General features: G+C 36.7%; 29 protein-coding genes and 1 pseudogene. 6 read left to right on the top strand and 24 right to left on the bottom strand.

Going from position 1 to position 25,460, the window contains the following annotated elements; genetic code table 11:
• Window positions 1-102: 102 nt before the first annotated feature.
• The 6 genes from ACQKKK_RS09345 to ACQKKK_RS09370 all read right to left on the bottom strand — a co-directional run bounded on the left by ACQKKK_RS09345 (window position 103) and on the right by ACQKKK_RS09370 (window position 3,781).
• A complete protein-coding gene (locus ACQKKK_RS09345) occupies window positions 103-645 on the bottom strand; it encodes a hypothetical protein (protein ID WP_427615768.1) in 543 nt (180 codons plus the stop codon).
• 149 nt (window positions 646-794) lie between these two features.
• Window positions 795-947, bottom strand: a complete 153-nt coding sequence (locus ACQKKK_RS09350) for a hypothetical protein (protein WP_427615769.1) — start codon at window positions 945-947, stop codon at window positions 795-797.
• Window positions 948-1,216: 269 nt separating this feature from the next.
• Window positions 1,217-2,176, bottom strand: a complete 960-nt coding sequence (locus ACQKKK_RS09355) for an ABC transporter permease (protein WP_427615770.1) — start codon at window positions 2,174-2,176, stop codon at window positions 1,217-1,219.
• Window positions 2,173-3,105: an ABC transporter ATP-binding protein gene (locus ACQKKK_RS09360; protein WP_427615771.1), complete on the bottom strand. Its 933-nt coding sequence runs from the start codon at window positions 3,103-3,105 to the stop codon at window positions 2,173-2,175. The genes ACQKKK_RS09355 and ACQKKK_RS09360 overlap by 4 nt, the downstream gene beginning before the upstream one ends.
• 138 nt (window positions 3,106-3,243) lie before the next feature.
• Window positions 3,244-3,399, bottom strand: coding sequence for a hypothetical protein (locus ACQKKK_RS09365; RefSeq protein ID WP_427615773.1), 156 nt, complete (start codon window positions 3,397-3,399; stop codon window positions 3,244-3,246).
• 142 nt (window positions 3,400-3,541) lie between these two features.
• Window positions 3,542-3,781 carry a hypothetical protein gene (locus tag ACQKKK_RS09370; protein ID WP_427615774.1) on the bottom strand — a complete coding sequence of 80 codons (240 nt, stop codon included), beginning with the start codon at window positions 3,779-3,781 and terminating at the stop codon, window positions 3,542-3,544.
• Between the two features lie 759 nt (window positions 3,782-4,540).
• Between ACQKKK_RS09370 and ACQKKK_RS09375 the strand changes: the two genes are divergently transcribed.
• Together ACQKKK_RS09375 and ACQKKK_RS09380 are read left to right on the top strand one after the other, a co-directional pair.
• Window positions 4,541-5,716 carry a hypothetical protein gene (locus tag ACQKKK_RS09375; RefSeq protein WP_427615776.1) on the top strand — a complete coding sequence of 392 codons (1,176 nt, stop codon included), beginning with the start codon at window positions 4,541-4,543 and terminating at the stop codon, window positions 5,714-5,716.
• A 139-nt stretch (window positions 5,717-5,855) separates the two neighbouring features.
• Window positions 5,856-6,140 carry a DUF4183 domain-containing protein gene (locus ACQKKK_RS09380; protein ID WP_427615777.1) on the top strand — a complete coding sequence of 95 codons (285 nt, stop codon included), beginning with the start codon at window positions 5,856-5,858 and terminating at the stop codon, window positions 6,138-6,140.
• A gap of 133 nt (window positions 6,141-6,273) precedes the next feature.
• Here ACQKKK_RS09380 and ACQKKK_RS09385 read toward each other — a convergent pair whose 3' ends face one another.
• Entirely contained in the window at window positions 6,274-7,074 is an 801-nt protein-coding gene (locus ACQKKK_RS09385) for a DUF4183 domain-containing protein (protein WP_427615779.1), read from the bottom strand.
• Window positions 7,075-7,972: 898 nt separating this feature from the next.
• Between ACQKKK_RS09385 and ACQKKK_RS09390 the strand changes: the two genes are divergently transcribed.
• Window positions 7,973-8,770 (top strand): peptidoglycan-binding protein, encoded by a 798-nt coding sequence (locus tag ACQKKK_RS09390; RefSeq protein ID WP_427615781.1) that lies wholly within the window; start codon window positions 7,973-7,975, stop codon window positions 8,768-8,770.
• Window positions 8,771-8,859: 89 nt separating this feature from the next.
• On the opposite strand, the gene ACQKKK_RS09395 is transcribed toward ACQKKK_RS09390, so the two are convergent.
• Genes ACQKKK_RS09395 through ACQKKK_RS09405 form a run of 3 tightly spaced genes read right to left on the bottom strand, consistent with a single transcriptional unit; the run spans window position 8,860 to window position 10,889 of the window.
• On the bottom strand, window positions 8,860-9,393 hold the full coding sequence (locus tag ACQKKK_RS09395; RefSeq protein WP_427615782.1) for an N-acetyltransferase family protein: 534 nt from the start codon (window positions 9,391-9,393) through the stop codon (window positions 8,860-8,862).
• Window positions 9,394-9,410: 17 nt separating this feature from the next.
• On the bottom strand, window positions 9,411-9,827 hold the full coding sequence (locus ACQKKK_RS09400; protein WP_427615784.1) for a bleomycin resistance protein: 417 nt from the start codon (window positions 9,825-9,827) through the stop codon (window positions 9,411-9,413).
• Window positions 9,828-9,884: 57 nt separating this feature from the next.
• The gene (locus ACQKKK_RS09405; RefSeq protein WP_427615785.1) at window positions 9,885-10,889 is read right to left on the bottom strand and encodes a phosphotransferase enzyme family protein; all 1,005 of its coding nucleotides are present in this window, start codon (window positions 10,887-10,889) and stop codon (window positions 9,885-9,887) included.
• A gap of 329 nt (window positions 10,890-11,218) precedes the next feature.
• On the opposite strand from ACQKKK_RS09405, the gene ACQKKK_RS09410 reads away from it, so the two are divergent.
• Window positions 11,219-11,917, top strand: a complete 699-nt coding sequence (locus ACQKKK_RS09410) for a diphthine--ammonia ligase (RefSeq protein WP_427615786.1) — start codon at window positions 11,219-11,221, stop codon at window positions 11,915-11,917.
• 206 nt (window positions 11,918-12,123) lie between these two features.
• On the opposite strand, the gene ACQKKK_RS09415 is transcribed toward ACQKKK_RS09410, so the two are convergent.
• Both ACQKKK_RS09415 and ACQKKK_RS09420 read right to left on the bottom strand, forming a co-directional pair.
• Window positions 12,124-12,354 carry a hypothetical protein gene (locus ACQKKK_RS09415; protein WP_427615788.1) on the bottom strand — a complete coding sequence of 77 codons (231 nt, stop codon included), beginning with the start codon at window positions 12,352-12,354 and terminating at the stop codon, window positions 12,124-12,126.
• A gap of 69 nt (window positions 12,355-12,423) precedes the next feature.
• On the bottom strand, window positions 12,424-12,690 hold the full coding sequence (locus tag ACQKKK_RS09420; RefSeq protein WP_427615790.1) for a hypothetical protein: 267 nt from the start codon (window positions 12,688-12,690) through the stop codon (window positions 12,424-12,426).
• Window positions 12,691-12,993: 303 nt separating this feature from the next.
• Here ACQKKK_RS09420 and ACQKKK_RS09425 point away from each other — a divergent pair, with 303 nt between their 5' ends.
• Window positions 12,994-13,149, top strand: a complete 156-nt coding sequence (locus tag ACQKKK_RS09425; RefSeq protein WP_427615792.1) for a hypothetical protein — start codon at window positions 12,994-12,996, stop codon at window positions 13,147-13,149.
• A 131-nt stretch (window positions 13,150-13,280) separates the two neighbouring features.
• On the opposite strand, the gene ACQKKK_RS09430 is transcribed toward ACQKKK_RS09425, so the two are convergent.
• Together ACQKKK_RS09430 and ACQKKK_RS09435 are read right to left on the bottom strand one after the other, a co-directional pair.
• A complete protein-coding gene (locus ACQKKK_RS09430) occupies window positions 13,281-13,715 on the bottom strand; it encodes a GNAT family N-acetyltransferase (RefSeq protein ID WP_427615793.1) in 435 nt (144 codons plus the stop codon).
• A gap of 161 nt (window positions 13,716-13,876) precedes the next feature.
• Window positions 13,877-14,746, bottom strand: a complete 870-nt coding sequence (locus ACQKKK_RS09435; RefSeq protein WP_427615795.1) for a phosphotransferase — start codon at window positions 14,744-14,746, stop codon at window positions 13,877-13,879.
• A 427-nt stretch (window positions 14,747-15,173) separates the two neighbouring features.
• On the opposite strand from ACQKKK_RS09435, the gene ACQKKK_RS09440 reads away from it, so the two are divergent.
• Entirely contained in the window at window positions 15,174-16,040 is an 867-nt protein-coding gene (locus ACQKKK_RS09440) for an SDR family oxidoreductase (RefSeq protein ID WP_427615797.1), read from the top strand.
• 65 nt (window positions 16,041-16,105) lie between these two features.
• On the opposite strand, the gene ACQKKK_RS09445 is transcribed toward ACQKKK_RS09440, so the two are convergent.
• The 10 genes and pseudogenes from ACQKKK_RS09445 to ACQKKK_RS09490 all read right to left on the bottom strand — a co-directional run bounded on the left by ACQKKK_RS09445 (window position 16,106) and on the right by ACQKKK_RS09490 (window position 25,154).
• Window positions 16,106-16,525, bottom strand: coding sequence for a VOC family protein (locus ACQKKK_RS09445; protein ID WP_427615798.1), 420 nt, complete (start codon window positions 16,523-16,525; stop codon window positions 16,106-16,108).
• Window positions 16,526-16,564: 39 nt separating this feature from the next.
• The gene (locus ACQKKK_RS09450) at window positions 16,565-17,476 is read right to left on the bottom strand and encodes a DMT family transporter (RefSeq protein WP_427615800.1); all 912 of its coding nucleotides are present in this window, start codon (window positions 17,474-17,476) and stop codon (window positions 16,565-16,567) included.
• Between the two features lie 239 nt (window positions 17,477-17,715).
• A complete protein-coding gene (locus ACQKKK_RS09455; RefSeq protein WP_427615802.1) occupies window positions 17,716-18,414 on the bottom strand; it encodes an aspartate/glutamate racemase family protein in 699 nt (232 codons plus the stop codon).
• Window positions 18,415-18,442: 28 nt separating this feature from the next.
• Window positions 18,443-18,865, bottom strand: coding sequence for a FosM family fosfomycin resistance protein (gene fosM / locus ACQKKK_RS09460; RefSeq protein ID WP_427615803.1), 423 nt, complete (start codon window positions 18,863-18,865; stop codon window positions 18,443-18,445).
• Window positions 18,866-19,500: 635 nt separating this feature from the next.
• The gene (locus ACQKKK_RS09465; RefSeq protein ID WP_427615805.1) at window positions 19,501-19,614 is read right to left on the bottom strand and encodes a fumarylacetoacetate hydrolase family protein; all 114 of its coding nucleotides are present in this window, start codon (window positions 19,612-19,614) and stop codon (window positions 19,501-19,503) included.
• 102 nt (window positions 19,615-19,716) lie between these two features.
• Entirely contained in the window at window positions 19,717-21,075 is a 1,359-nt protein-coding gene (brnQ, locus tag ACQKKK_RS09470) for a branched-chain amino acid transport system II carrier protein (RefSeq protein ID WP_427615807.1), read from the bottom strand.
• Between the two features lie 91 nt (window positions 21,076-21,166).
• The gene (locus ACQKKK_RS09475; protein WP_427615850.1) at window positions 21,167-22,126 is read right to left on the bottom strand and encodes a proline dehydrogenase family protein; all 960 of its coding nucleotides are present in this window, start codon (window positions 22,124-22,126) and stop codon (window positions 21,167-21,169) included.
• 106 nt (window positions 22,127-22,232) lie between these two features.
• Window positions 22,233-22,364, bottom strand: a complete 132-nt coding sequence (locus tag ACQKKK_RS09480; RefSeq protein ID WP_427615809.1) for a hypothetical protein — start codon at window positions 22,362-22,364, stop codon at window positions 22,233-22,235.
• Window positions 22,365-22,456: 92 nt separating this feature from the next.
• On the bottom strand, window positions 22,457-24,016 hold the full coding sequence (pruA, locus tag ACQKKK_RS09485; RefSeq protein WP_427615851.1) for an L-glutamate gamma-semialdehyde dehydrogenase: 1,560 nt from the start codon (window positions 24,014-24,016) through the stop codon (window positions 22,457-22,459).
• 131 nt (window positions 24,017-24,147) lie between these two features.
• Window positions 24,148-25,154 (bottom strand): annotated as a pseudogene (locus ACQKKK_RS09490) (proline racemase family protein).
• Window positions 25,155-25,460 lie beyond the last annotated feature (306 nt).

Raw genomic sequence — 25,460 nt, forward strand, 5'->3', positions numbered from 1 at the left:
CCTTTTTTATTTCCAATAGATTTTAAAGTAGGCAAAGTATTTGAAAAATAATAGATTAGATGACGATAAGATTCTAATCATTCCTTCCCGGTAAAAAAAACATTAAATAACATCTGCATGATCTAATCTTATTTCTGCAACCCTTCCACCTTGAACACACCAAAATTCTAAAGTAATATTCAGTTTATGGTCAATGTAACCGATAATATCTGCTCCCTGTTCATAACTTTTATAATAATGATCCCCGTACTTTGAAAGAACTTCTGCTTTCTTACTTCCTAATTTAATTCCTTTGCTTGTTTGAAGGGAACTTTCGAAGAAATCATCATCCGTACTTGAAATGATTAACCGCATAATTTTCCCTTTATCTTCGTCTGAATTGAAAGTGGCCGTTTCTAACCCGCCTTTCCAATAATAATAATCATATGAATAGTGATTATCTTGGTCGATGGGTTTTCCATATTCTCTAATAAATTCTGGACTCGATATGTTATCCCAGACTTTATATCCCCCGATAGATTCATCAGACAAATCTGTTGATTTTGTCAATTTCTCAGAGAATGCCGAGTACACATAGAAACCTAATGTTGTTCCAATAATAATGAGTACAATTACTAACTTACGTTTATAATGCATTTTTCCCATCTCTAAAATCTACTCCATCCATATCGGAAATGAAAATATTGACAATACCGATTTCCTTTTTAAACTTTAACCTGACTTGAATAGGCCGAATATTTGGGCGTGAAGTCATTTTCAATTATCGTCCCTGCTGTAAAACTCAAAAGGAGGTACTAACTAGAAAACAGGAAGGAACTGATCCCCATTATGAATCCTCCGCCAATCCCGATTGCTACGCCACAAACCGTCCATTGTGATATGTAAATACCTATTAGAAATAAAATGAATCCTATAAGTCCAATTAACAGAACCCTTTTTTTATTCATTTTGCACCCCTATGGCCAATTAAAATATCCTTATACTATCTTATACGGATAAAATTGGATAAAGGTTTCATTCTATTACCAGATTCGATGATTCATTGAAAGAAAGTCGAGTAAATAAAGTAGGTTCGAATACCCAGCGTTTTTTTGCCCATGATAAAAAGGCTGCCGCAGCAACCTTTATCTTTAAGAGATATTCAATTTATTATATTTCTCGGCGGCTTCAAAAAGAAAAACCGAAATCAGCCACTGATTTCGGTCGTTCTCTTTATTTAATTAGTGATATCTTTTTTCTGGAAGAAGAAGAAAGTTAGCGCTAAAAAGATAAGATAATAGATGCCCAGTACACTCATTGAAAATCCAAGTGTTGCTCCATCAAACATTTCCATGGTTCCGGTAATATAGCCCCTTAAATCAAGATGGGGGAATAAGACGAATTTTAACCACTCGTATTTATCGATAAATGATTGAATGACCATATTTAACATCGAAGAAGAAAATAGGATGAAAATGGATATTCCTACTGCAAGTGCTTGGTTTTTAAATAATGTGCTAAGCATGAATGCGATGGTCGTGATGACCAAGAATCCTGGTATCCAGTAAACGATCATGTCAACGAAATAACTGCCGACTACCACCGGACTGAATTCACCGTAAGATAAAGGATCTAGAATTTTGTCTGAATACGAGCCATTGCCAAAGAATATGATTCCGATCAGATAGCTGAATATAAGTAGGCACGCAAGTAATAACGCTGCAAATAACAGGGAAGTAATATATTTGGAAAGTAGAATCTTCCAACGTTTATAAGGCCTGATCAACAGTTGTTTAATGGTACCATCCGAAAACTCCGAGGAAACTAGCGAGCTGCAAACAATAACCACGAATAAAGTGACAAATGATGTTAATGACGTAGTCCATTCCGCCATATATGTCCAATTAGTGTTTAATTCAGGGTTTATATTATCAGCTAAAAGATGCTTATTTAGATCAATGTCATCCATGATCATGGCTTTTTCATCGTCACTGATATCCTTAGCTTCCAATGCCTTTTGCTGTTCTTTTATATCTGCCTTTAACTCTTGCTTCCAATCTTTACTTGTTTCGTCGGGACTTAATTGATAATCGATGACTGCAGCCCCTATTGCTGCCAATAAAAGAAAAACGATGAATATATAAGTTGATACTTTTGAAAAGATTTTCATCCATTCATTTTTTACTAAGGACATCATACTGACTCCCTCATTTCCTGCTCAGTGATTTCAAAGAATTTATCTTCCAGAGATTTTCTGGTAATGCCAATTTCATAGACATCCAGTTTATTTCCATTAAAGCTCCTGTTTATATCTGCCGTTTGTTCTCGAGTGGCCGATACGGAGATTGTCTTCGCATCATATTTTAGAATCGAAATGTCCACAAACTGTTCTTGAAGGATTTTTTTAGCTAGCTCCCCATCACTGACAGTAAATGAAACTTCATTGATCGTTTCGGTTTTTTCATCTAATATATTTTCTTTCGTATGTATCAGTTTTCCCTTTTCGATAACGGCAAAACTATCACACATCAATTGCATTTCCGATAGTAAATGGGAAGAAATCAATATCCCGACGCCTTCACTTGCCAATACTTTCAAATAATCACGAAACTCACGAATCCCTTGTGGATCCAAGCCATTCGTCGGTTCATCAAAAATCAATAACGACGGCTTATGTAAAATGGCCTGTGCCACGCCAAGGCGCTGACGCATCCCTAATGAATATGTTTTAACCTTCTTATCGATGGCATGATCCAGTTTGACAAGCTTTATGACCTCTTCTATTCTCTCATTGGATATGTCATTGGATGACATTCGGGCATAATGCAGGATATTCTTTCTGCCTGTCATGTACTTATAAAACTCCGGGTTTTCAACAATGGCCCCCAATTGATTCATCGCACCTTCGAAATCTTTATCGAGGTCACTGCCATTTATCATGACAGTACCGCCCGTACGGTTGATAAGACCAGTGATCATACGGATGATTGTGGTCTTACCAGCCCCATTCGGACCAAGCAAACCAAATATTTCATTACTTTTTATTTCAAAGCTAACATTGTCTACAATGGTTGCTTTTCCAATTTTTTTAGTTAAGGATTGAACCTTAAGAACCGATTCAGACATATAATACCTTCCTTTTTTTATATTTTCCAAAATCACACAAATTCAATTTTACCATATTATGCATATTACTACTATACTGTTATTCTTCCATTTGGATAAAAGCACCCATTGAATCAGCTGCAATCAATAGATTTGAATTTAACCGTTCTTACCGATAAATTCCAAGGTGATGGCAGCCTCTCCGACATACCCTTTTACAAAATGCCCAATGATGGTTTCCGTATGCCGCTTCCCTTCTCTATCCTTATAGTGCAATAACATTGAACTCACATTAAAGTCTTCAGTCGGCGTCATCCTCCTCCCCCATAATTCCCATTATCGATAACTCTGCACTGACTTTTTTAGTCGAAATAGCTATGTATCGTTTCTTTTTAATACGTTTCCGAATGAATAAAGTTACAGGATTTTTTTATATTAAAAGGAAAATTTATGTTATTCATAAATAAAGCAACATATAGGTACAGCCGATAGAAATGGCCATACCCAATGCAAAAAGAAAGATTCTTCTAATAATAGAAGGGAAAATTCTATAAACCATCATTACAATAAAATCGATGATATTCGTTGGTGTTCCTGAGCCGAACTCTTTGACTACTTTCTTATCACCAAAAACGGCGAACCACATTACAAAAAGACCACATAAAATGAAAATGAAGGAAAAAATCTTAAACCACATTCGATGTCACCCGTTTCCTTATAGGTTAACGATATTGTTTTAGTCTTATCTTAACTGGGTTTTAGGATTCAAGTTTCAAAAGAAATTCTTCAACCACTATACCTCTTGCATGGGAATCCCCTTTGTCCCTACCTAATCCTTCAAATTTGCATTTTCGAGCACCCGGAAAGATATTAGAGGACGAACCTTTATTTTCATCAAAAAATTGAGCAATATGCTTCCCAATCCAGAACTCACTTCTGGGTTAATGAATTAGCAGATTACTAGTGGAACTTGTCCTTGAAGTAAACGGCAATGAGGCAGCCATTTGTCTATTGATGAACTTGCGGCCAATATAGTTTAGTCTCGTACTCTAGCAAAAAAAATCACAACGCTCAAACAATATAGCCGCCCTTTAGTTCAATAAGGAAATCCAAAATCAAATATTGATTTCGGTTTATGACGATTAAACTTTATTGTACAACTTTATTATAAAGCTAAACGAACCAGCGAAGATAGAAGATTATAAACAAATAGAAACTACTGATATTGTTAAAGACCTTTTCGGTTAGGGTAATTTTTGAAATAAAAACGAATATTATTTTCATTTTTTTTACTGCGATAGGCTATATAAAGTTACTAAAATTGAATGGAATAATAAAATAAAAAAAGCGCATTCTTCTTCTGATTTTCTCTTAAAAAAAGCTTTTTTCATATATTTGAAACGGGGTGAACATAGTTGGCTTTAATCAAACCTTTTGTAGCTACTATAAGAATAAAATGACACATGGAATAATAGAAATATTGATACCTCGCCCTAATACAGCCACGGTAACTAAATTAGGAAATGATTCTACAGGTTCTATTGGTGGATCGCCTTTTAAAACGATTAATGGGGCTATATCTGCAATTAACAGGGTAGGGGCTACTGGAATGACCATCCTTGTATATCCAGGAGTTTATGATGAAACCGTAGTAATGCCTCCAGGTAATTCATTAAGAGGTATTGACCCATTAACTGTAACAATCCGACAACAAAATGTAACATCAAGCACTACCCTATTAACTATGGGAGAGGGTACAAGAGTAGAAGATCTTAATCTTATGCTAACCTCAACAAATCATGTAAATTTAATTGGGGTTGCTTTTCCCGGAACCACTTCACAAACAGCCAAGTTAAGAAGTACAACAATAATAGTCGATAATTCAACTGCATCAACAACTGGAACCTCTAATGTTTACGGTATTCATTCATTTGGGACAGGAAACCCGGACGGGAGTATAAGTGCGGTAAAATCTGTAAACACTGTAGTTAAGTCAACTGGTTTAGGAAATAAAAGAGCATTATTGGTTAATACAAATGCACATACTATTCATTGTCGAGATATAAATTTAATAGTAACCCGTGTCTCAGGGGCTGGTTCATATATTGGAGCTGAAGTTAATCAAGCAGGAGCACAGCTAGACTTATTCTTAGCGTTTGTTCAAGGTGTTACAGCAGATATATCTCAAATAGCAGGAACTATAACTCTTGGTTCTACTAATCTGCAAAATTCAAATGCCAACAACTTAGGATTTACTGCACTTTTACAACCTTCCACAATTATTTGGGCAGATCAAGGTCGTTTACCCAATAATGCAACCCGTTTCTATCGACCTGGGACAGCTCCTGTTTCTACTACAGAAGTTTTTATCCGGCTAAGTCAAAAAGCCATTATAAAATCATTAAGTGTACGATTATTAACAGGACCTGGCACTTCAAGTACAGATACTTGGACAGTTAGAAAAAATGGTGTTAATACACCTCTTACACTTTCAATAACTGGTACACAAACTGCTGGTATAAATAATAATGTTTCTGTTACATTCCAAGCAGGTGATAGTCTTTCATTAGAAGTCACGACAGGAGGGGTTACAAATACAACCGATTCGGTAATCCAAGTTGATATTTTCTAAAATAAATATGAGAAATCAAAATCCACTTATTTATCAGATCATTTACCGTTCCCAAAACAGAATAAAATAATAGACTAGAAAAGGACAAGTAGTTTTTTAAAAAAAATTGTCCAATATATTTGAGAAGAGGTGAATCTAAATGGCAATTATCAAACCTTTTATGGCTTCCAGAAAATTTAGTAGCACAATAGGTGCTGGTACAGGAACTGGTGCTACATTTGCAATTGCGGCAACAGCCTTTACGGATGATGCTGGTACACCTGCAACAGCCTTCCCAGGGTCATTTGCTTATTATGTTTTATATATAAATGCGCAGCCTCAAACAGCAGATACCTCTACCCTCACGACTACAACTATAACTATTCCAGGTGGGGATGTACTAGATGACGCAACTCCAATTCTTATTGAAATTGTAGTCAACTAATCCTGTTTCATAATCAGAAAGGAATGAATTCTTTTTGAAAATTCGATTCCTTTCTGACTATATTCACCTTTTTTATTCTTACTTAAGAAACCTCGATCCCTCCCGTTTTCACCCATAAAAAATATATACGTACTTATAAAGGATTTAATTGATTAATAATTATAAACTGAAGAATAATCGGTGAACCCTTATGGGGGGATTCATCTAAAATTAATTTTCCTTCTTCAACTGTGTAACAATTTTGGGGTTCAAGAATCCCATTAATAAACAAATTCATATACGAAACTTCGCTTGGTGACAATATCTGAGTTGTTCCGTATTGTGGTAAACCATCAATGTTTGTATATTCAAGTTTTTGTCCATCAGAATAGGTAAAATACATCAGATTAGTAGTTGCTATTGGTCCTTGAATTGGAGGCCCTGCTGGACCTTGTGGACCCGCTGGACCTGTTTGACCATCCGAACCTTGTGGACCCGCTGGACCTGTTTGACCCTCCGGACCTTGTGGACCCGCTGGACCTGTTTGACCCTCCGAACCTTGTGGACCCGCTGGACCTGTTTGACCATCCGAACCTTGTGGACCCGCCGGACCTGTTTGACCATCCGAACCTTGTGGACCCGATGGACCTGTTTGACCCTCCGGACCTTGTGGACCCGCTGGACCTGTTTGACCCACCGGACCTTGTGGACCCGTTCGTCCCACCTGGCCTCGTGGACCATTTTTTCCTTGTGGCCCCTCTGGTCCTTGTCGGCCCCTTTTTCCTTGTGCCCCCTCTGGTCCTTGTCGCCCTCTTTTTCCTTGTGCCCCCTCTGGTCCTTGTCGCCCTCTTTTTCCTTGTGGCCCTCTTTTTCCTTGAGATGAACAACAAGTTTTCAATTTCTTTTTCCTATAACGTATTTTTTTCAAACTAGAAAATTCACATTTCATCTTCATTTCATCATTTCATCCTTTCACCCTTTCATCCGATTCTTTTTTTAATTTATTCGTAAATAAAAGGGAATCTTTGATTAAACCCTTAGAATAAATTATTCCTCAGGGTCTTCCAGGAAGGCTAAAAAGATGGAACCACGGCTAAATCAAGCTAACTACACTATATGTTTCCATTCTCCATGAGTAACTTGCCTAAACTCAATATTTTTCCCATTTTGGCCTACTCAGGATTTCGCCAGCATGACTAGTAAGTTTTATAACATAGTCAAGCTCTTTTCCATCATAGATTAAAGACCTAAAATGATGATTTTCAAAAGCCAAAGTTTCCGTCACGGAACCTGGAACGATGTCCCACTTTAATCGAGCATTTAGCGCCGAATGAAGCCCATTTAATGAATCTTCAAATGCTATAGCTTCTGCGGATTGAATGTTTAAGACTTCAATTTTGCCCTCGATTCGATTTCTTCAATATTGAAAATGATTAATCTGTTCCGATATGCTTAACAGAATGTTCAAGAGGCAAGTCAGATTTACAAAACCCATGTTTCTTTATAAGCCTCATGACAAGACATTTCTGTGTCTAAAATTAAACCACCAAACTTGAAAATAACTGCTTTAATCAAAATAATTTCTTCCTTACAAAACAACATCCAGGTTATTAAGGAGGAACACGATTGCTGATGCTTTTTTTGAACTCTATCTTTTCCTGATCTTTTTAATAGAATCCAGAATTCGCTAATTACTAAGGATATGGTAACCCGTTCTCCGCCTCATTTCTTTTCTTCCTGTTACATGTTTTAACAATTCTTTAGTGCCTTCGCGGTGTTTTTCCCTATCTGCGCCTAAAAGAGTGATCGTTTAACGAATAGTTTAATTGCAGGAAACAACGAGGAGGATAAACATGAAGAAAATTATAATAACGATCCTAACGGCTTCTGTATTCATTCTAGGAGTTTGCATGCCAACTAAAGGCGAAGCCGCTACTTTGGATCGCACACTTTCATTTGGAATGAGTAATAGTGATGTTAAAGACTTACAGGAATTATTAATGACAAAAGGGGTTTTTCCCTATCATGAAGCAACAGGTAACTACGGATCGATTACAAAAGAATCCGTAAAGAAGTTTCAGGAAAAATCAGGACTAAAAGCCGATGGAATAGCAGGAACACAAACGAATCAGAAAATCCAGGTATTGAAAAGCGGGGATATAGGACGACCTGTAGCTGAACTGCAAAGGTTATTGAAAGCCTGGAATGTTTACACATCAACTATTGATGGCATTTATGGTACAGGTACAAAACAAGCCGTCATCAGCTTTCAAAAGCAAAAAGGATTATCCGCTGACGGTATAGCCGGTGCACGGACCTTCAGTAAATTAGAAGAAAGAGCTAGTTTAGCAGGCTCAGCCGTTAAAGAACTGACGGTAACAAGCACCGCATATACAGCCAGCTGCAAGGGATGCTCAGGCACCACAAGAATGGGCGTTGACCTAAAAAAATATGATGATGCCAAACTGATAGCAGTCGATCCGAACGTGATTCCGCTTGGATCCATCGTTGAAGTCGAAGGCTATGGACAAGCCATTGCTGCAGACACGGGCGGAGCGATCAAAGGAAACAGGATCGATGTATTCATCCCAAAAGAATCGGATGCTTTAACGTGGGGAAGAAAGCAAGTTAAGGTGAAAGTAATTAAATGATGCATGACATAAACATCGTTTCAATATAAAAATAGATACATAACCAAACCGAAAGAGCATTGGAATCAATCCATGCTCTTTCGGTCTGGTCAAACCAACTTGTACATGATAATATCATCGACGTATTCATGTTCGCTCATCTTAAATTCCTTGATTTTACGGCCTTCTTCCGTAAACCCCAGACTTTTATACAGTGATATTGCTCGATGATTTGTTGAAAAAACTCCCAAACTCACCTTTTCAATGAACGGGTTGGCTTCTGCCCATTCCAATAATGCTCCAATAAGCTCTTTTCCAATTCCCATTCCTCTGAAATTTTTTCTAATCATGACCCCAAATGAGCCCTTGTGAGACATTCTCTTTCTATTTTCCGTTTGAAATACTATCCATCCAATCACTTCACCATTCATTTCGGCCACGATGATGGTTTCTCGTTCATTTTCCAATAACCTTCGTATCCAATCTCTTTGTTGTTCTAGTGTTTTATCAAACTCCTCCGATACCGCAATAAAATACTCTCCTTCGGAAATAACGGAATTATGAACATCCAAGACGGCTTCTGCATCTTCCAATTCACCGGTCCTAATCATATATGCAAGGCCATTATTTTTCATTTCTGACATTCCAATCCCCCTTATTTTTAAAGACTGCCCCCACTTGGATTCATTGACTGTGAAAACCTTAATAAATAACCATCTGGATCTTGAACTAAAATCTCTTTTTTTACAAAAACCTCCTTATCGCTTTCATAATGGTTTTCCATCATTTCTCTAAATAATTTTATTCCATGCCTTTTTAAAGCAGCCGCCAATTTTTCAATATCATCAATATCAATTTGAAAATTAATTCCTCTGCCTAATGGATATATTAATTCTCCCGTATCCCAGCTTCCATTTATTTCTTCTAGCATAATTTGCGATTCTCCTAAAGAAAGAAAGGCAAATTTATCATCAACACGTTCATATTCTAAATGAAACCCCAAAACTTCAAGGTAAAAATTTTTCGATTCACTTATATTCGATACTGATAGTTCAGGTACTAGGGCATTGAACTTCATAATCAGTTAAAGCCTCCTTGTCAGTGACCCGCTTAAATGTTCAGATACATCAATCTATCAATAAATCAGGTTCGAATTGAATTGAACAATAGGACGGCCTTCGATGATTCTTTTTTCGATTTTTTGAACGGTTTTATATAATTGATCATCCGCATTCTTCAAATCGTACTTTTTATGAAAAAAATTATATAACGTTAGATCCCTCAATTTTAAAAATAAAGGAATCGTTTCGTAATCTGCAGGTGCAAGTTTATTTTCCGTCTCATAACCTTTTATAAATTCCCTCATGAATTTCGCTGCATATCCATCGAGATTTTTTACACCTTCACGTTCTAAACTCCACATAAGATAATACAGAGGTATGGCCAAGTCGCTAGCTAACCAGTGATAAGAACAGTCATCAAAATCAAAAACATGAATCTTGCCTTCATGAAAATGGAAATTGCCATTATGTATATCAGAATGGATCAATCCAAAATTATCTTGATGAATTGGAAGTGCATTTAACTTATTCATGATTAATTCTTGCTGGTGCATCACTTGCTCTGGAACATCAGATTGATAGAGCTCGGCATCCAATAATTCTTCTTCATGCCAATCGAGCCTTTTATATTCTGTTTCAGGCTTGTAACTTTTTGTTTTTTTATGCAGGTGGCCTATTGTTCTTCCCCACTCAAAAAATAAATGTCCGTCGAAATTTTCATCGGTGACTTCCATCCTTACACCAGGGGCTTTTTCAAATAGGCAACAATAAAATTCCGTGCCATCCAGACCCTTTACAATTTCAACTAAGTTATTTTCTATCGAAGGGATAACTTTCGGTATTTCACTTCCATTATTCTGTAAATGCTCTATCCACTTTAACTCAGCAAGCACTTGGTCTTTTGAGCGATGTGATTGGTGCGTCATTCTTAAAATGTATGGTGTTCCATCCCTGTGAACCTCAAATACGTAGTTCTCTGCATCTCCAAGTTTTACTGAACTCTCTGAACTTACTAGAAAAAAATGCCCAGCCAATTCCACCAATGCATTAGAAAAAATCCGCTCTACCGATGCTTCCATTATCTTCACTCCCATAAATGATTAATCTTACTTATGCTTTATACGATATCAAGATGCCTTTTCCCTTTATTTGTATATCAGGTATATTTTAAATTCTTATGGCAACAAGGCGAAAGATATGTTTATAGTGTCGAAGCGATTACAGATTATCGCCTTTTATCAATGGAACATTGCATGTACCGCGTAAACGGTTCAATAATATCTCATCTGTAAGGTCCAATAGTGATAAAATCAAACAAATAGAGCTATGAAACCTCATATATAAAATATGGAATGGGCTAATAACAGGCATCTTAAAAAAGTCATTAGAATAAAGGGGAAAGATATGAATGACAGAATTAATCGATTGGAAAAATAGTGCTCGCGGGCATAAATTTATAGCTTCTTTTAGCGGTGGAAAGGATAGTGTCTTAGCCTTATATAAAGCAGTGAAGGTTGGCGAAGCTGTTGGACTGATTGTCATGATGGAGGAAGAAGGGAAACGTTCCAGATCCCATGGAATGCCTCCGGAACTCATTCATGCCCAAGCTAAATCAATAGGTTTGCCCGTTTATACTGCAGCTGCAAGTTGGACAGATTATGAAAAAGTATTTATGTGCCTTTTAGAAAAAGCTAAAAATCAAGGAGCAGAAGTGTTAGTAACCGGGGACTTGGATATGCCTGCTCATGGCTGTTGGCACGAAAAGGTTACGAAGAATGCTGGGTTAAAGCTTGGGATGCCTTTATGGGAAATGAACCATCGTGAAGCTGTCGAAGAGTTCATAAATCTAGGATTTGTAACGATCATTGTAACTGTTAATTTATCACTTGGAATGCAAGAGGACGATTTAGGGCGAACGTTAACCCATGAATACGTGAAGGAGCTTGAAGCTCGTGGTATTGACCCTTGCGGAGAAGGTGGAGAGTTCCATACCACGGTAATAGATGGGCCCATTTTTAGACATCCTATTTCAGTTCGTAAATGTGAGATCATTAAGGACGGAGAATATGCTTTTTTACCTTTGGAGCTAGATCAGAAATTAACATAAAAAAGCGACAGTTTTCACCCAGGATTACATGGCCTTGCCACTCAATTTTCAGGGTTAAAACTACTACGGTTGTGAGGATACCCCTCACAATCTTTTTCTGTTAATTTGCTATTTAGCGGAAAAGCTAATATGAATTTTCTCCATATCGATCAAGGATTTGGCATGATTCTTCTGCTTCAAAAAAAACGCCCTATGGGGCGTTTAAATCAAGATTCCTTTTCTTCTTCATTCGCTATTTTATTGAATTTCAAGATGGATTCTTGGATTACTGGATTATTGAATTCTTCTTGGATGGCTGATTGTACAAATGAATCTTCAACATTCGTTTCGTCCCACGCATTAGCCATGTAATCTGGATCATTGTTCGAATGCTCTTTGCTATATTCTGAACCTTGCCGACTATTTGATTTACCGTTTTGTTTCTCATTATTTGACAACTATTTTCACCTCATATTAGAGTTCGTAATATTTAAAGTCCCAAGACTGCTAAAAGCCTTTCACTATTTCTAAAGATCCTGGTCCCTCATTGAAATGGGTGATCCAGTAGAAGTATGCTGATTTACCCAGTCCAGCGACACTTTTGAAACGGCGGGCCACTCAGGTATTTGGGTTTTATGTTGTTCCACCCAGCTCATGCAATATTGCGGGTCTATATTGCTTTCTTCGGATTTTGCCAAGAATGACTGAATTGTAGTTTCCGTACAGTTTTCCCATGATCCACATGTATCCTGCCAAATGTTTTCCATTTTCATTTGAATATTTTCGTTAGACATACGGGTTCCTCCTTAAGATAAATGGCTCTTTTATATATCTTAATTAAGTATGTCCAAGGCTAAATAAATCATTACAAAAATTTTAAATAAGGCTTTTCAGCGAAAGAATGAATTTACAGTTGAATAAACTGATTCCGATGAACCCAATAACTGCTTATGAAAGGAAAATTATTGCCTTCTTCAATCTCTTTTACACCCTTATACAGCCAATTGTATTGAAACAAACCAAAATATGGAAAAACGACTCCCGTTATAAAAAACAAACTAGCTTTTCCAACTTGCAATAATCGTGCGAATTTCTATATGTTGTTGAATTTGATGGGTCTCGATCATTTATATTCAAATTTTAATCGTTTACTCGTGAGTTTCAGCAATTTACTCATGATTTTTAGCGATTTACTCGTGAGTTTTAGCGATTTACTCGTGAGTTTCACGCTTTTACTCGTGAATTTATTTTAAATGATCTAATTACTAAAGATGTTTATAATCCAATACATAGTGGGTGGACAACGTGCCTTACATTCACTCCATTTCCTCCATCAATGCAAAAAAAAGCTGATTACTCAGCTCTTTTCCATCGCTATTTCCACTCACAGCGTTTTTCTAAATGAGAAGCACCATTTATCATAATCTAATTTCTCTTCATAGAAACGGTGGGCATCGTTTCGCTGGATTCCAGATTCCAATGCCACATATGCAGCTCCGTTTTCTTTTGCCCAGTTATGTATATAATTTAATAACTTCTCTCCATATCCAAATGAACGGTGGGCAGAATCTGTTACAAGGTCATAAATAAATACGTGACGTTTATTATAAAAGTTAACTCTCAGGCTTAAACCAGCTAAGGATACAACCTCGTTATCCCTATATAAAGCAAACAAACGGTACCCATCTTTCCTCATTTCTTCAAGTAACTCCAGATATGTTTTTTGAGTTAAGTCAGTACGCAGCTGATTCATGATTGGAAAGGCATCTAACCATTGTTCTTTATAAGTTAATTCTTGTATTGTTTCTATCGAATTCACATTAACACCCCTGATGTTGACTTGGAATAAAGATTGATGAAAAGTATGCTGCAAACGTTGATTTTATATATAGTAAAAACCCACTCATTTTGAAAAAAGATTGATCATTTTGTGAACCTTAATGAACTATCCTGCTTCGTTAGTTCACTAAGAATCGCTATTTACATTGAAGGTAGATATACTCTCCATTCTTTCCAAGCTTTAAGATAGCCACTTAAGTCATGTGGGTGAACCCTAATACAAATGCCTATACGTGTGTATAATTGAAAAATAACTTCCTCCAAAAGCCTTTCTTTATTAAATGGGACATCTTGAGTCAATAATGAGAAAGATGACAACAGCGTCTCTAAATTTAAATCGTCTGGAGAAGAGCAAAAAGCATACGTAAAATCATAAATTTTTGGACCGATTAAAGGCATAGGGTCAATAACCCCATTTAATTCGTTGCCCTTATATACAAAATTATGAACACCAGCATCTCCATGAAGGTAATACTTCTCTTCTTGATGTTCGTATGTTTTCAATTTATTAACCAATAACTCTACTTTTTTATGATCATCACTTGGTAATAAATCGCCTATATCCTCTTGGGCGAATTCCAAACTACTTAGATTGTAGTCCGCCCATGAATTTCTATGTATTCCATTTACTCTTCCCCAGTTTTCTTTGTTTACTTTTTTGTATTTATTTAATAGTTCCTTAATTAAAATAGTCATCCATTCTATTTTAGAACCTCGATTAAAATGAGTTTCTCCAGAAATATAAGAGTATACTATAAATTCTTTTTTCTCGTCTGTATAAAGTACATTAGGCAACAAATTTACATCTTTATAAGTAAGGAGAAAAGCCTCTGTTGCAGCTATTAGTTTAGGTTTGTCTATTTTAATTACATATTTCGGTATTTCATTAATATGTAGAGTATATAGAATTCCATTTGTAGTACCACTTTTTAATTTCTTTATGTCTATATCATCATTTTTTATTAAGCCTTGGTTTATAAGACCATAAATAATTTCATTTATTTTCTCCATTTATTTAGTCCTCTCGATTAATTTTGGTAAGTCTTTATACTATGTAAGTTCGCTCTTCTTATGGCACTAACCTGCCCCGTTAGTTTAAGTACATTTCTTCACAATCTTTATAGTGATATTAGCATAAATATCCAATAAAAAATCATCTCACCTCTAAGAAACCTATAGAGGTGAGATGATTTTAATCAAACTTTATTACAAATTATCAATCTTTATTATAAATAATCAAACTTTTTTACAAAGCTACCCCTGAAAGTTTTATTAATATTAAATTCAACTTCTCTCACCTTAATTCCTTCCTTACTGAATTGCTTAATATTGTTGTAATCGCTCGCAGAAGTAATCTTATGGGAATCATGATGTTTAACCGTACTTTGTAACGGCTAAAGTATGACTAGATCAATAGTTTAAGAGGAGGAGATTTTCTTTGAATATATATGAACAGCAAAAAAACGGACAGCCCGGACAAACACAGGAAAGACAGCCTGGCATTGAATCTGAGATGAATCCACTTCCGATTCAGCCAAAGGATTACATAGGAAGCGGTAAGCTAAAGGACCGCGTTGCCTTGATTACAGGCGGAGATAGCGGCATCGGACGTGCGGTTGCCATTGCTTATGCAAAGGAAGGCGCCCATGTGATTGTGAATTATTTAGATGAGCACAGTGATGCCGAGGAAACAAAACAGCTGATTGAAGCGGAAGGCGTTCGCTGCCTCTTGCTTCCAAGTGACGTTTCCGTGGAGGCGAATTGTAAGGAATTGATTACGAAGACGTTGGACGAGTTTGGAAAGCTGGACATCCTCGTCAATAATGCAGCGGTGCAATACCCGACGGAAAACATTGAGGATATCACGGATGAGCAATGGGACAAAACGTTCCACACCAATATTTATTCAGTTTTTTACATGAGCAAGCATGCGGTTCCACATATGAAACAAGGCAACTCGGTCATCAACACAACATCGATCAACCCATATAGAGGACATGCAACTTTGATGGATTATACAGCGACAAAAGGGGCAATCGTCGGATTCACACGCAGCCTTGCACAGAATGTGGCTAGAAAAGGGATCCGGGTCAATATGGTAGCACCAGGCCCGATTTGGACTCCGCTCATCCCGGCGACGTTCGACGAACAATCCGTTGCCGAGTTCGGTACCGAGGCACCACTTGGCCGCCCTGGGCAGCCGGCAGATCATGCAGGCGCCTATGTGCTGCTGGCATCTGATGAAGGTGCTTATATAACGGGACAGTGCATTCACATCAATGGCGGAATCACGATGTCTTCATAAAACCCAAAACGACCGAAAAGCACCATGCTTTTCGGTCGTTTTCATTTCCATTGCTAATTCGAAATTTAATTTCCTATGCCGGGCGAATTCATTAAAACTATTCTCCAGCCATCCGGATCTTCAATGGTAACACCGGATTTTTCCCAATATGGATTTTCCGGAGAAACCGGTTCATACCCCATACCCTTCAATCTATTCATTATATCCTCAATGGTTTTACGTTCAGGAATGTAGAAGACAAGCAGATTATCTTTTGATGGGGCAGGACAAGGACTGCCATCCTTATGCTGGGTAAACTCCAGATGATAGCTGAAATCAGGAAGCCCGATCATGATGCCGTCATATCCCTCATGCCCTTCAAAAGAACCGATTTTTTTCAAGCCTAATCCTTCACAATAGAAGTTTACAACCTTTTTTAGTTGATCAGTAGGACGTGCAACCCGGATTTGTGCTACTTTCATTTCATTTGGCCATTTACTTTCCATTGTCCCATCCCTCTCTGTATTGAATTACGGCGGAAACCCTTATTTGTTAATCGAATTTTCTTCTTTCAAGTTAATTTTACCAATATTCGTGCCTAATCCTAATGCAATGGCAGCACCTAAACAACTGAAAAGACAGCCAGCAGCCAAGTAAATGGATGGATCTGATTCACCAATCATTACTGAAGCCACACCTCCAATTGCTGGAAATAGGGCAACCATGTATCCACTTTTCGCCCCGCCTATTTTCTCTACAAGCTTGAGGTAAAATAGCCAAGCTCCAAAGGAGGCGAATATAGTTAAATAGAACAAAGCAGATAAATATGAAATAGATGTCGGTATACTGACTGCTTGTCCTTTTATGAACACAATTGCCCCTAAAAGAATTCCTCCTGCTGCAAATCCAAGTACATTAGCATAGATTGGGTTTACTTTCTTCTTAGCATTTCTAGCTGAGCATGCATCGCCCATTGCAGTAAGAATGGTACCAAGAACGGCTATCATGATTCCTTTTATATCATTAAATCCATGAATGTCATTCAAACTTGGGTAAATAACAATACAAACAGCCAGTACACCAATTACCCCTCCAATTAAGATACGCGAATGTAATTGTTCTTTCAAAAAAAGACGAAGGGCTATAGGTGTTAAAATAACTTTCAATGAAAATATCAATGTAACCATGGCCGCTGAACTTAAGATAGTCGCGTAATAAAGACATAAATAGCTTAAGGCAAAATTACATATTCCAAACACAATAATAAATGGAATATCCTTTTTCATGGGTTTTCCTTTAGGTCTGAGAATGCATAAAAGAATGAAAAATAGGATTGCCGTCATACTTAAACGATATGTTAAAGATAACTCTAAACTCACAGGTGTACCTTGAATCTTTACTGCAATAAAATTAAGCCCCCATACCAATAAACAAAATATGTACATAAAGTTTGTCATAATATAATGACCATTTTGCGATATTGCCCACTTTCTATCAGGTTATTAAACTCGTCGTAAATGATTTTCCCATCCATAATTTAGCCGCCTTATATTAAAAATCACATTAATGTAACAATAAAGTAAATATTACCAATTCAAAGAGAATTGTCAATATATAAAAATACCTTCCGAAAAAACCCTCCAGTTAAAATCCCCTTTAAATCCACACAAAAAAAAGGCTGCCGCAGCAACCCCTTTTATTGAAGCTTTTCCAATGCCATATTAACAGTATCAACGGCATGGATTACGGCCGTATCAAATAATGGCACTTCTGAATCCTCTTGTTTTACCAATAATCCAATTTCGGTGCAGCCTAATATTATTCCTTCCGCTCCATCATCAATCAACCCCTTGATGACCTTTTTGTAATAATCTCTTGATGATTGTTGGATTTCCCCTAAACATAATTCTTCATAAATTACTTGATTGATCACTTTTCTATCCTCTTCATTTGGTATCAAAACCTTGATACCATTAGCCTCAATTCGTGTTTTATAAAAGTCTTGCTCCATCGTATATTTAGTGCCAAGTAAACCAACCGTGCTGATTTTGAACTTTTTAATTTGTTTTGCGGTTGAATCAGCAATGTGTAAAATCGGTAAACTGACTTTTTCTTCAATATATCCGACCACTTTATGCATCGTATTTGTACAGATGACAATCATTTCGGCACCTGCCTTTTCCAAAGACAGAGCTACATCGGCTAATAATTTACCGGAACTTTCCCAATCCCCTTCAGCTTGATAGCGTTCGATCTCTTCAAAATCCACGCTATATAAAATGCACTTGGCTGAATGCAATCCTCCCAATTTGGCTTTTACTTCTTCATTAATGATTCGATAATATTCCAGCGACGATTCCCAGCTCATTCCGCCAATAAGGCCAATAGTTTTCACAAATATTCCCCTTTTCATCGTTTAATTATCAGTCGAAAAACTCCATATGTGCTTTTTCTTGTTTGTAGTAATCTATTCTGTTTTGTAAAGTACCTGTATGAAACTCGAACTTATGACCATCTGGATCAGTGAAATAAATGGACTTCTTATCTTTTTCATTCCTTGGACGTCCTGACAGGATGCTTACATTCAATTCCTTTAGTTTCTCGTACATGTTCATAAAGTCAGCTTCTTCTATGGAAAATGCTATATGTGTGTACGATTGGCTTATTTCATTACGGGGTATATCCTTTTCTGCATTCAGGGCAAGCCACATTCCATTCAAGTCAAAATAGGCAATGTTTCTCCCCTTAACTAACAATTTTGCATCAAAAACATTTTGATAAAACTCTATGGATCTCTCTAAATTAGAAACTGAAAATAAAAAGTGATTCAAACCTTTTATAGACACTCTACCACCTCATATTATGGTTGCTTTTTTTTTCGCCATTAGACGCTTATAAAGAGAATCCTGAAAATGACAGCAGGATTAAGGATAAACCGGTCATTGTGAGGATACTGTATCTATACCAATCGCCAAAGAAGGTTCCACCATGCAAAGTGATGAGGAACGTCGAGTAATCTGGATTTGTGGATAACACTTTTCCCGTACTCACATCTATTTAAACACCTTGACCGTTATTAAAGCGAACCTGGTCCACATTTGCACTTGGTCTATATTCAATTCTAAATACCGAATTCGCACCATTTTTCAGCTTAATTCATACAGCTTTAAAGATTTCGACAATGTTCCATCACATCCCTTGACTATTTCCCAAAATGGTAATATTCATACAATTATAAATTTTTCTTCATAACCACCCGATCTTCATTTACAACATAATCATTTTTCAAATAAAAAGTATAGTAGACTTTTTCAGGATAAAAAAATCCTCTTTCATTTTCTAATTGAAAGAGGTTTTTTTAAAATATTAGGACAAATCGGAGACTACTTTTTCTGTTTTGAATGCGTTTTGAAGATTGCCAATCTCTTTAATTTCACATTCCATTCGGTCACTCCGTTTTCAGCTCCTATAGGGCTTTCTGTCAAATAGCATTTCCCGCTTTCAGTTTCATCACATTTGAAAGATATGAAATCATTTTACGTAACGAGATAATCATTAGCTCTGTTCCGCTGTATTGCTTCTCTTTTCCATTCAATCTAGCATTAATCCGAACTTTAAAAGGATCTAGTTCTGTTTCAAGGACTTCCCTAAGGGGTAATTTTATTTTTCCATTTCTGCCCCTTCAACTGGTTGATTATTACGAAACTTTATCAGTTACTTGTCCAGGTATATCAACAATTACGCTGGATTCGTTTTTAGTTTTCGCGACTATTAGCCCAATCAAAAAGCCCACTAATCCTGTGCTAATCCATCCAACGCCATGCTCGAAAAATGGAATGAATCCAAATGTATTGTTAATTGCATTTGTTAAGATATGAGCTTCTTTTAAAGCATCAAGCAGAGCAACCATTCCTACTCCTGCTACTGTACTCACATACACAGACTGATAGCCTTTAAACATGTTATTGGTAAATATTAAAGCAATCAAAGCAATTGCCAATGGATAAAGCAGTAGCAATATTGGAGAAGCAAGTGTTAAAACAGTATTCAATCCAAAGTTTGTAATAATTGTTCCTATGATTGCAAAAGCTATAATCCATTTTTTATAGCTAACAGACGGAACAATTCGTTCAAAGTATTCAGAAACTGCTGCCAGACATGCTACATTTGTTGTAATTCCTGTGAGGAAAATAATTGTTCCTATGATATAAATTCCATAATTCCCAAACAGAGCAATAGCACTCTCAGCTAAAACTTCTCCCCCGTTTTCTTTTAACCCAATTGCATCTACACTGGAAGCACCCATCCAAGCCATTGAAACTTGTAAAGCAATTAACCCAATTATTGTTATGATTCCTGCTTTGATAAATAGCTTGGAAACTTCTTTTTCAGATTTTCCTAACGAACTAATTGACTTAATGAAAATGCCGCCAAATATAAAAGCAGCTAGTACATCCATTGTATAGTAGCCTTGCGTAAACCCTTTTAAGAAAACGCCATCTATGTATTCTTCTCCAGGAGCCCCTATTTTGCCCATCGGTGTTATAAATGATTTTATAATCAATACTGCTAGCAATATTGAAAAGATGGGGGTAATAATTTTACCCAGGTTATCTACCAACTTTTTTGTATCCCAGGTAAGCAGGATCGTTAATAGAATAAATAACACTGAAAATACAAGCAGATACAGCCTTTCATTTGCTACATTTTGAATTAAGGGATTTAAACCGATTTCATAAACAACAGAGGTTGTTCTGGGAATAACATAAATAGGTCCCAAAGTTAGAAAAAGTAACATTGAAAAAAATGTTGCAAAGCGTGGGTGGACCCTTCCTGCAAGTTTTTCTACAGTACCACCACCACGAGTTAGAGCAATGATAGCTAGTAAAACTAGCCCAACGCCTGTTATCAAAAAACCTCCCATGGCAAGCCAGGTGTTTGTTCCCGCCTGTTGACCTAACATCGGAGCAAATATAACGTTCCCCGCTCCTAAAAACATGGCAAAGAGCATTAAACCAATAGACAGCACTTGTGAAAAGGACACTTTCTTATCCATTGTTATTCCCCCTTAATACTTATTAAAGCTGCGGGAACGGCTGAAAGAGCCCTTCCTAAAATATCCTGTGAATAGATGGCTGTTTATTTCTTTATACTTTAGTTGGTTTCTTCTTGCTTAATCTTCCTAATAGAAAGGCACCCGCTCCGATCCCGATTAGGGTGTTCGTTTTTTTGTTGAATGTCTGTTTGGCTACTAAGTTAAGGTTTTGGGGACGCTCCGCCAAACGGCGCATAAAGTATCCATACCAATCCACTCCAAACGGAACGTAAGTACAAAAATTGTATCCTTCCTTGGCTAAACTCAACTGCATATCTTTTCGGAATCCGTAAAGCATTTGGAATTCATATTTCTCTGTTGGTATGTTATTCTCTTTCGCGAACTTTTTCACATGATTAATTATTTGGTGATCATGTGTAGCAATGGATGTAAATTTACCATGCAGGAGATGGTACTCGATTAACTCAATGAAATTTTTATCGATATCTTTTTTGTCTTGATAAGCGACATTTTCAGACTCTTTATAAGCGCCTTTTACGATTCTTAACCGGTAATTTTTATATTTTGTAATCATATCTTTCGCATTATAAAAATAAGCCTGAATAACCGTTCCAATATTACTATAGTCTTTGGAGAGTTCATCAATTAAATCAAATGATGACTGAAGATGCCCATGGTCTTCCATATCAAAATTGATAAATACATTATATTTGTACGCGTTTTCAACAATTTCCGATAGATTTTCAAGGCAGAAACTATAATCAATATCCTGGCCCAGTTGAGTAGGCTTTAAGGAAATATGGGCATCTAATTGATGCTGATAAATAGCTTCAATAACGGCAAGAATCTTTTTTTTCGCCTGCAAGGCTTCTTTCTTTTCAAATACAAACTCACCAAGGTTATCGATTGTTGCCGAAATTCCATTTGCATTCAATTCTTTAACACTCTTCACCATTTCTTCAATATTCGTCCCTGCTACGACAGACTGGGCACCAAGTTTAAGCCCCCATCGTTTTGCACCGCTATTAAGTATCTTATTTTGTGAAAGCATAATAAAAAAATCTTTTGTTATTGTCAAAATAGTGACCTCCATCATTTTGAACTGGACTTTTTACCAATTCAGTTATATTTAGCGTTAATCCCAGAATTTCAAAGTTCTAATATTGTAATCTGTTGCTTCTAGTGCTTGAAACAAATTCTCCTAAATAATCCATTGTACAGACCATGCCTTTTTCATCTAAAGTTTGAGATGTTTTAATAGCACTTTCGATAGTCTCTCCTGCAACCACATGAGAAGCCCCCTTATTGGCTTAGAGAACTTTCGAAACGGTTGCTAACATCCTTTATCCTATAAAAGGCAGCATAAAAGCTGCCTTATTTCTTAAATTGTTTCACTAATCGTTTTTGCCTGCATGTGTAAAATAAGATAGTCAGGGCCTCCTGCCTTCGAATCTGTTCCTGACATGTTAAAACCACCAAATGGCTGGTAGCCAACAATTGCTCCTGTGCAGCCACGGTTAAAATAAAGATTTCCTACATGAAATTCTTCTTTTGCTCGCTTAATATGATCAGGATTATTTGAGAGTAACGCTCCAGTTAGCCCATAATCCGTATTGTTCGCTATTTCCATCATGTGATCAAAATCGCGGGCTTTACAGAAAGCCAAAACAGGACCAAAAATTTCTTCCTGCATAATGCGCGCTTTTTCATCTACATCAGCAAAAATTGTCGGCTGAATAAAGTAGCCTTTAGAGTCGTCCCTTTCACCGCCTGTTATCAACTTGCCTTCTTCTTTTCCAATTTCAATATATTTTGTAATCTTGTTAAAAGAAGCTTGATCAATAACTGGCCCCATGTAGTTATTCATGTCTTCTGGATTACCGATTGATAACGTGTTTGTTAAAGCAGCTGCTTTCTCTAAAACTTCGTCATAGACATCTTGGTGTACAACCGCACGTGAACCAGCCGAACATTTTTGCCCCGAGAATCCAAATGCTGAGTACACAATCGAGGATGCTGCTAAATCTAAATCAGTATCTTTATCTACTACAACAGTATCTTTTCCACCCATTTCAGCAATCACACGCTTCAACCAGATTTGGCCTGGCTGTACTTTTGCGGCACGTTCATAAATACGGCAGCCAACCTCACGTGAACCAGTGAAAGATACAAAGCGGGTTTTAGGATGATCAACAAGGTAATCACCTACTTCTGCACCACTTCCTGGAATGTAATTGATTACTCCTTCAGGAAGGCCAGCTTCTTGTAATAGTTCCACAAATTTAGCTGCTATTACAGGTGTATTATTCGACGGCTTTAAAAGAATGGTATTCCCTGCTACGATAGCTGCTGCCGCAGTTCCAGCCATAATCGCCAATGGAAAGTTAAATGGGGAAATAATGATCCCTACACCAAGTGGAATATAATTAAAAGTATTTGCTTCTCCTTCTCTACTTTCTACAGGAGCCCCCCCTTTTAATTGCATCATTTGGCGTCCATAAAAAGTCAGAAAATCAATCGCTTCTGCCGTGTCTGCATCCGCTTCTTTCCATGGCTTTCCGGCTTCCTTCACTAGATAAGCAGAAAATTCATGTTTTCGTTCACGGAGAATCTTTGCTGCACTAAATAAAATATTCGCCCGTACTTCAGGATCTTCTTTTTTCCAAGTATCGAAAGCAACTAGCGCAGCATGCATCGCCTTTTCAGCCAACTCTTTATTTGCTTTGGAAACACTTCCAATTACTTCTTCCTTATTAGCTGGGTTAATCGAAATGATTTGTTCATCTGTTGTAATCGACTCGCCCCCGATAATTAGGGGGTAGCCTTTACCCATCTCTGATTGAACAACTTTTAATGCTTGATTAAATGCATTTTTTTTTTCTTCAATCGTAAAATCAGTGAATGGCTCGTGCTTATATTTTTCTTGTAATGTAGTATTCATAGTCATGTAGTTTTCTCCTTTTATAATAAGTTCGTAAACAGGCTTAATAAATAATGTGGAAACCTCATCAAATTTTGGTCAAGTGAAGCAAGCCATATAGGTATACTTCACTGTCATCGGCTTCCTGTGCATTAAGCATTTTCCAATACAAACTGTTGATTTAAGGTAAAGCCTTGTTGATATGGATCGGTTTCTTCTAAAGCAAATCGATGTAATCCGGTAACCCAGGCTGCCCCTGTAATCTCAGGAATAATGGCATCGAAACCTGATACTGTCGTTTTCCCAACTACTTTACCTATAAACCTGGAATCGATAATACTTTCTTGAATAATACTTTCACCAACATGAAGATCCAGGGTTGCTAATTTGGCTGAAGTACCTGTACCGCATGGGGAACGGTCAATTTGTCCATTCCCAAAAACAACAACATTACGATAATGATTCTTCTCCTTTTTTAAGCTGAACTCTATAAGATCCACCGTGCAAATATTGGGGTTTTGAGGATGCTCAAAATAAAATTGCTCATTAAGTATTTGTTTTATTCTCATACCAAGTTTAGATAAGACAAGAGTTTCGCTTGTTTCTAATTTCAAATTAAATTGTGACGCGTCTACAATAGCAAATATGCTGCCGCCAAATACAATATCTAATTTGATGCTTCCATAGCCTTCAATAAAAACATTCACATTTTTTTCAAGAACAAAAGATGGCACATTCCGGAACGACACTTGACTAACTTTCTGATCTTTATATTTAACTGTGCATTCTACCTTGCCTGACGGTGTATCAAGAAAAAACAATTCCTTTTGAGGTAACAAGCCAAACTGTATACCTGCAGTAATGGTACCGATTGTGCCATGACCGCACATATTAAGGTAATCACCGCTGTCCATAAATATTAAGCCCGCATCACAACCTTCTTGAGAAGGTTCACAAAGAATAGCCCCAAACATATCCTGATGACCGCGTGGTTCGTTCATTAATAAATTTCTTAACCAAGGTATTTCTTTTTTTAAATTATTTTTTTTTCTAACATTGTATCTCCTGAAATTTTTGGAACCCCACTTACAATAATTCTTGTTGGCTGGCCCATTGTGTGGGTATCGATTGTTTCAATAAACTTAGAAAAATTGATCATCACTACACCTTCTCTTTTTTCACAAAGATTTGCGTTCTATTAGACATAATGCAATTTGCATGCCAAAAACTTTTTTCAGCTTTACTGCGATCAAAAAAAACAAAATTAACAATAAGTCATTCTCTTTTATATAACGTGTTTGTTCCTTATTCTGAACGGATAGAGCTGAGTTAAAGGGATAGTACAATGGCAAGATTAATACGTAATAATAAAAAAAAAATCAAACTCTAAATATAAATATTGAATAGACTTCATTTTTAAAATATTATAAAAAGTGTAAATATTTTTTACATATTGTAAACCTGT

Source organism: Peribacillus sp. NPDC006672 (assembly GCF_050274955.1).
Lineage (GTDB): Bacteria > Bacillota > Bacilli > Bacillales > DSM-1321 > Peribacillus.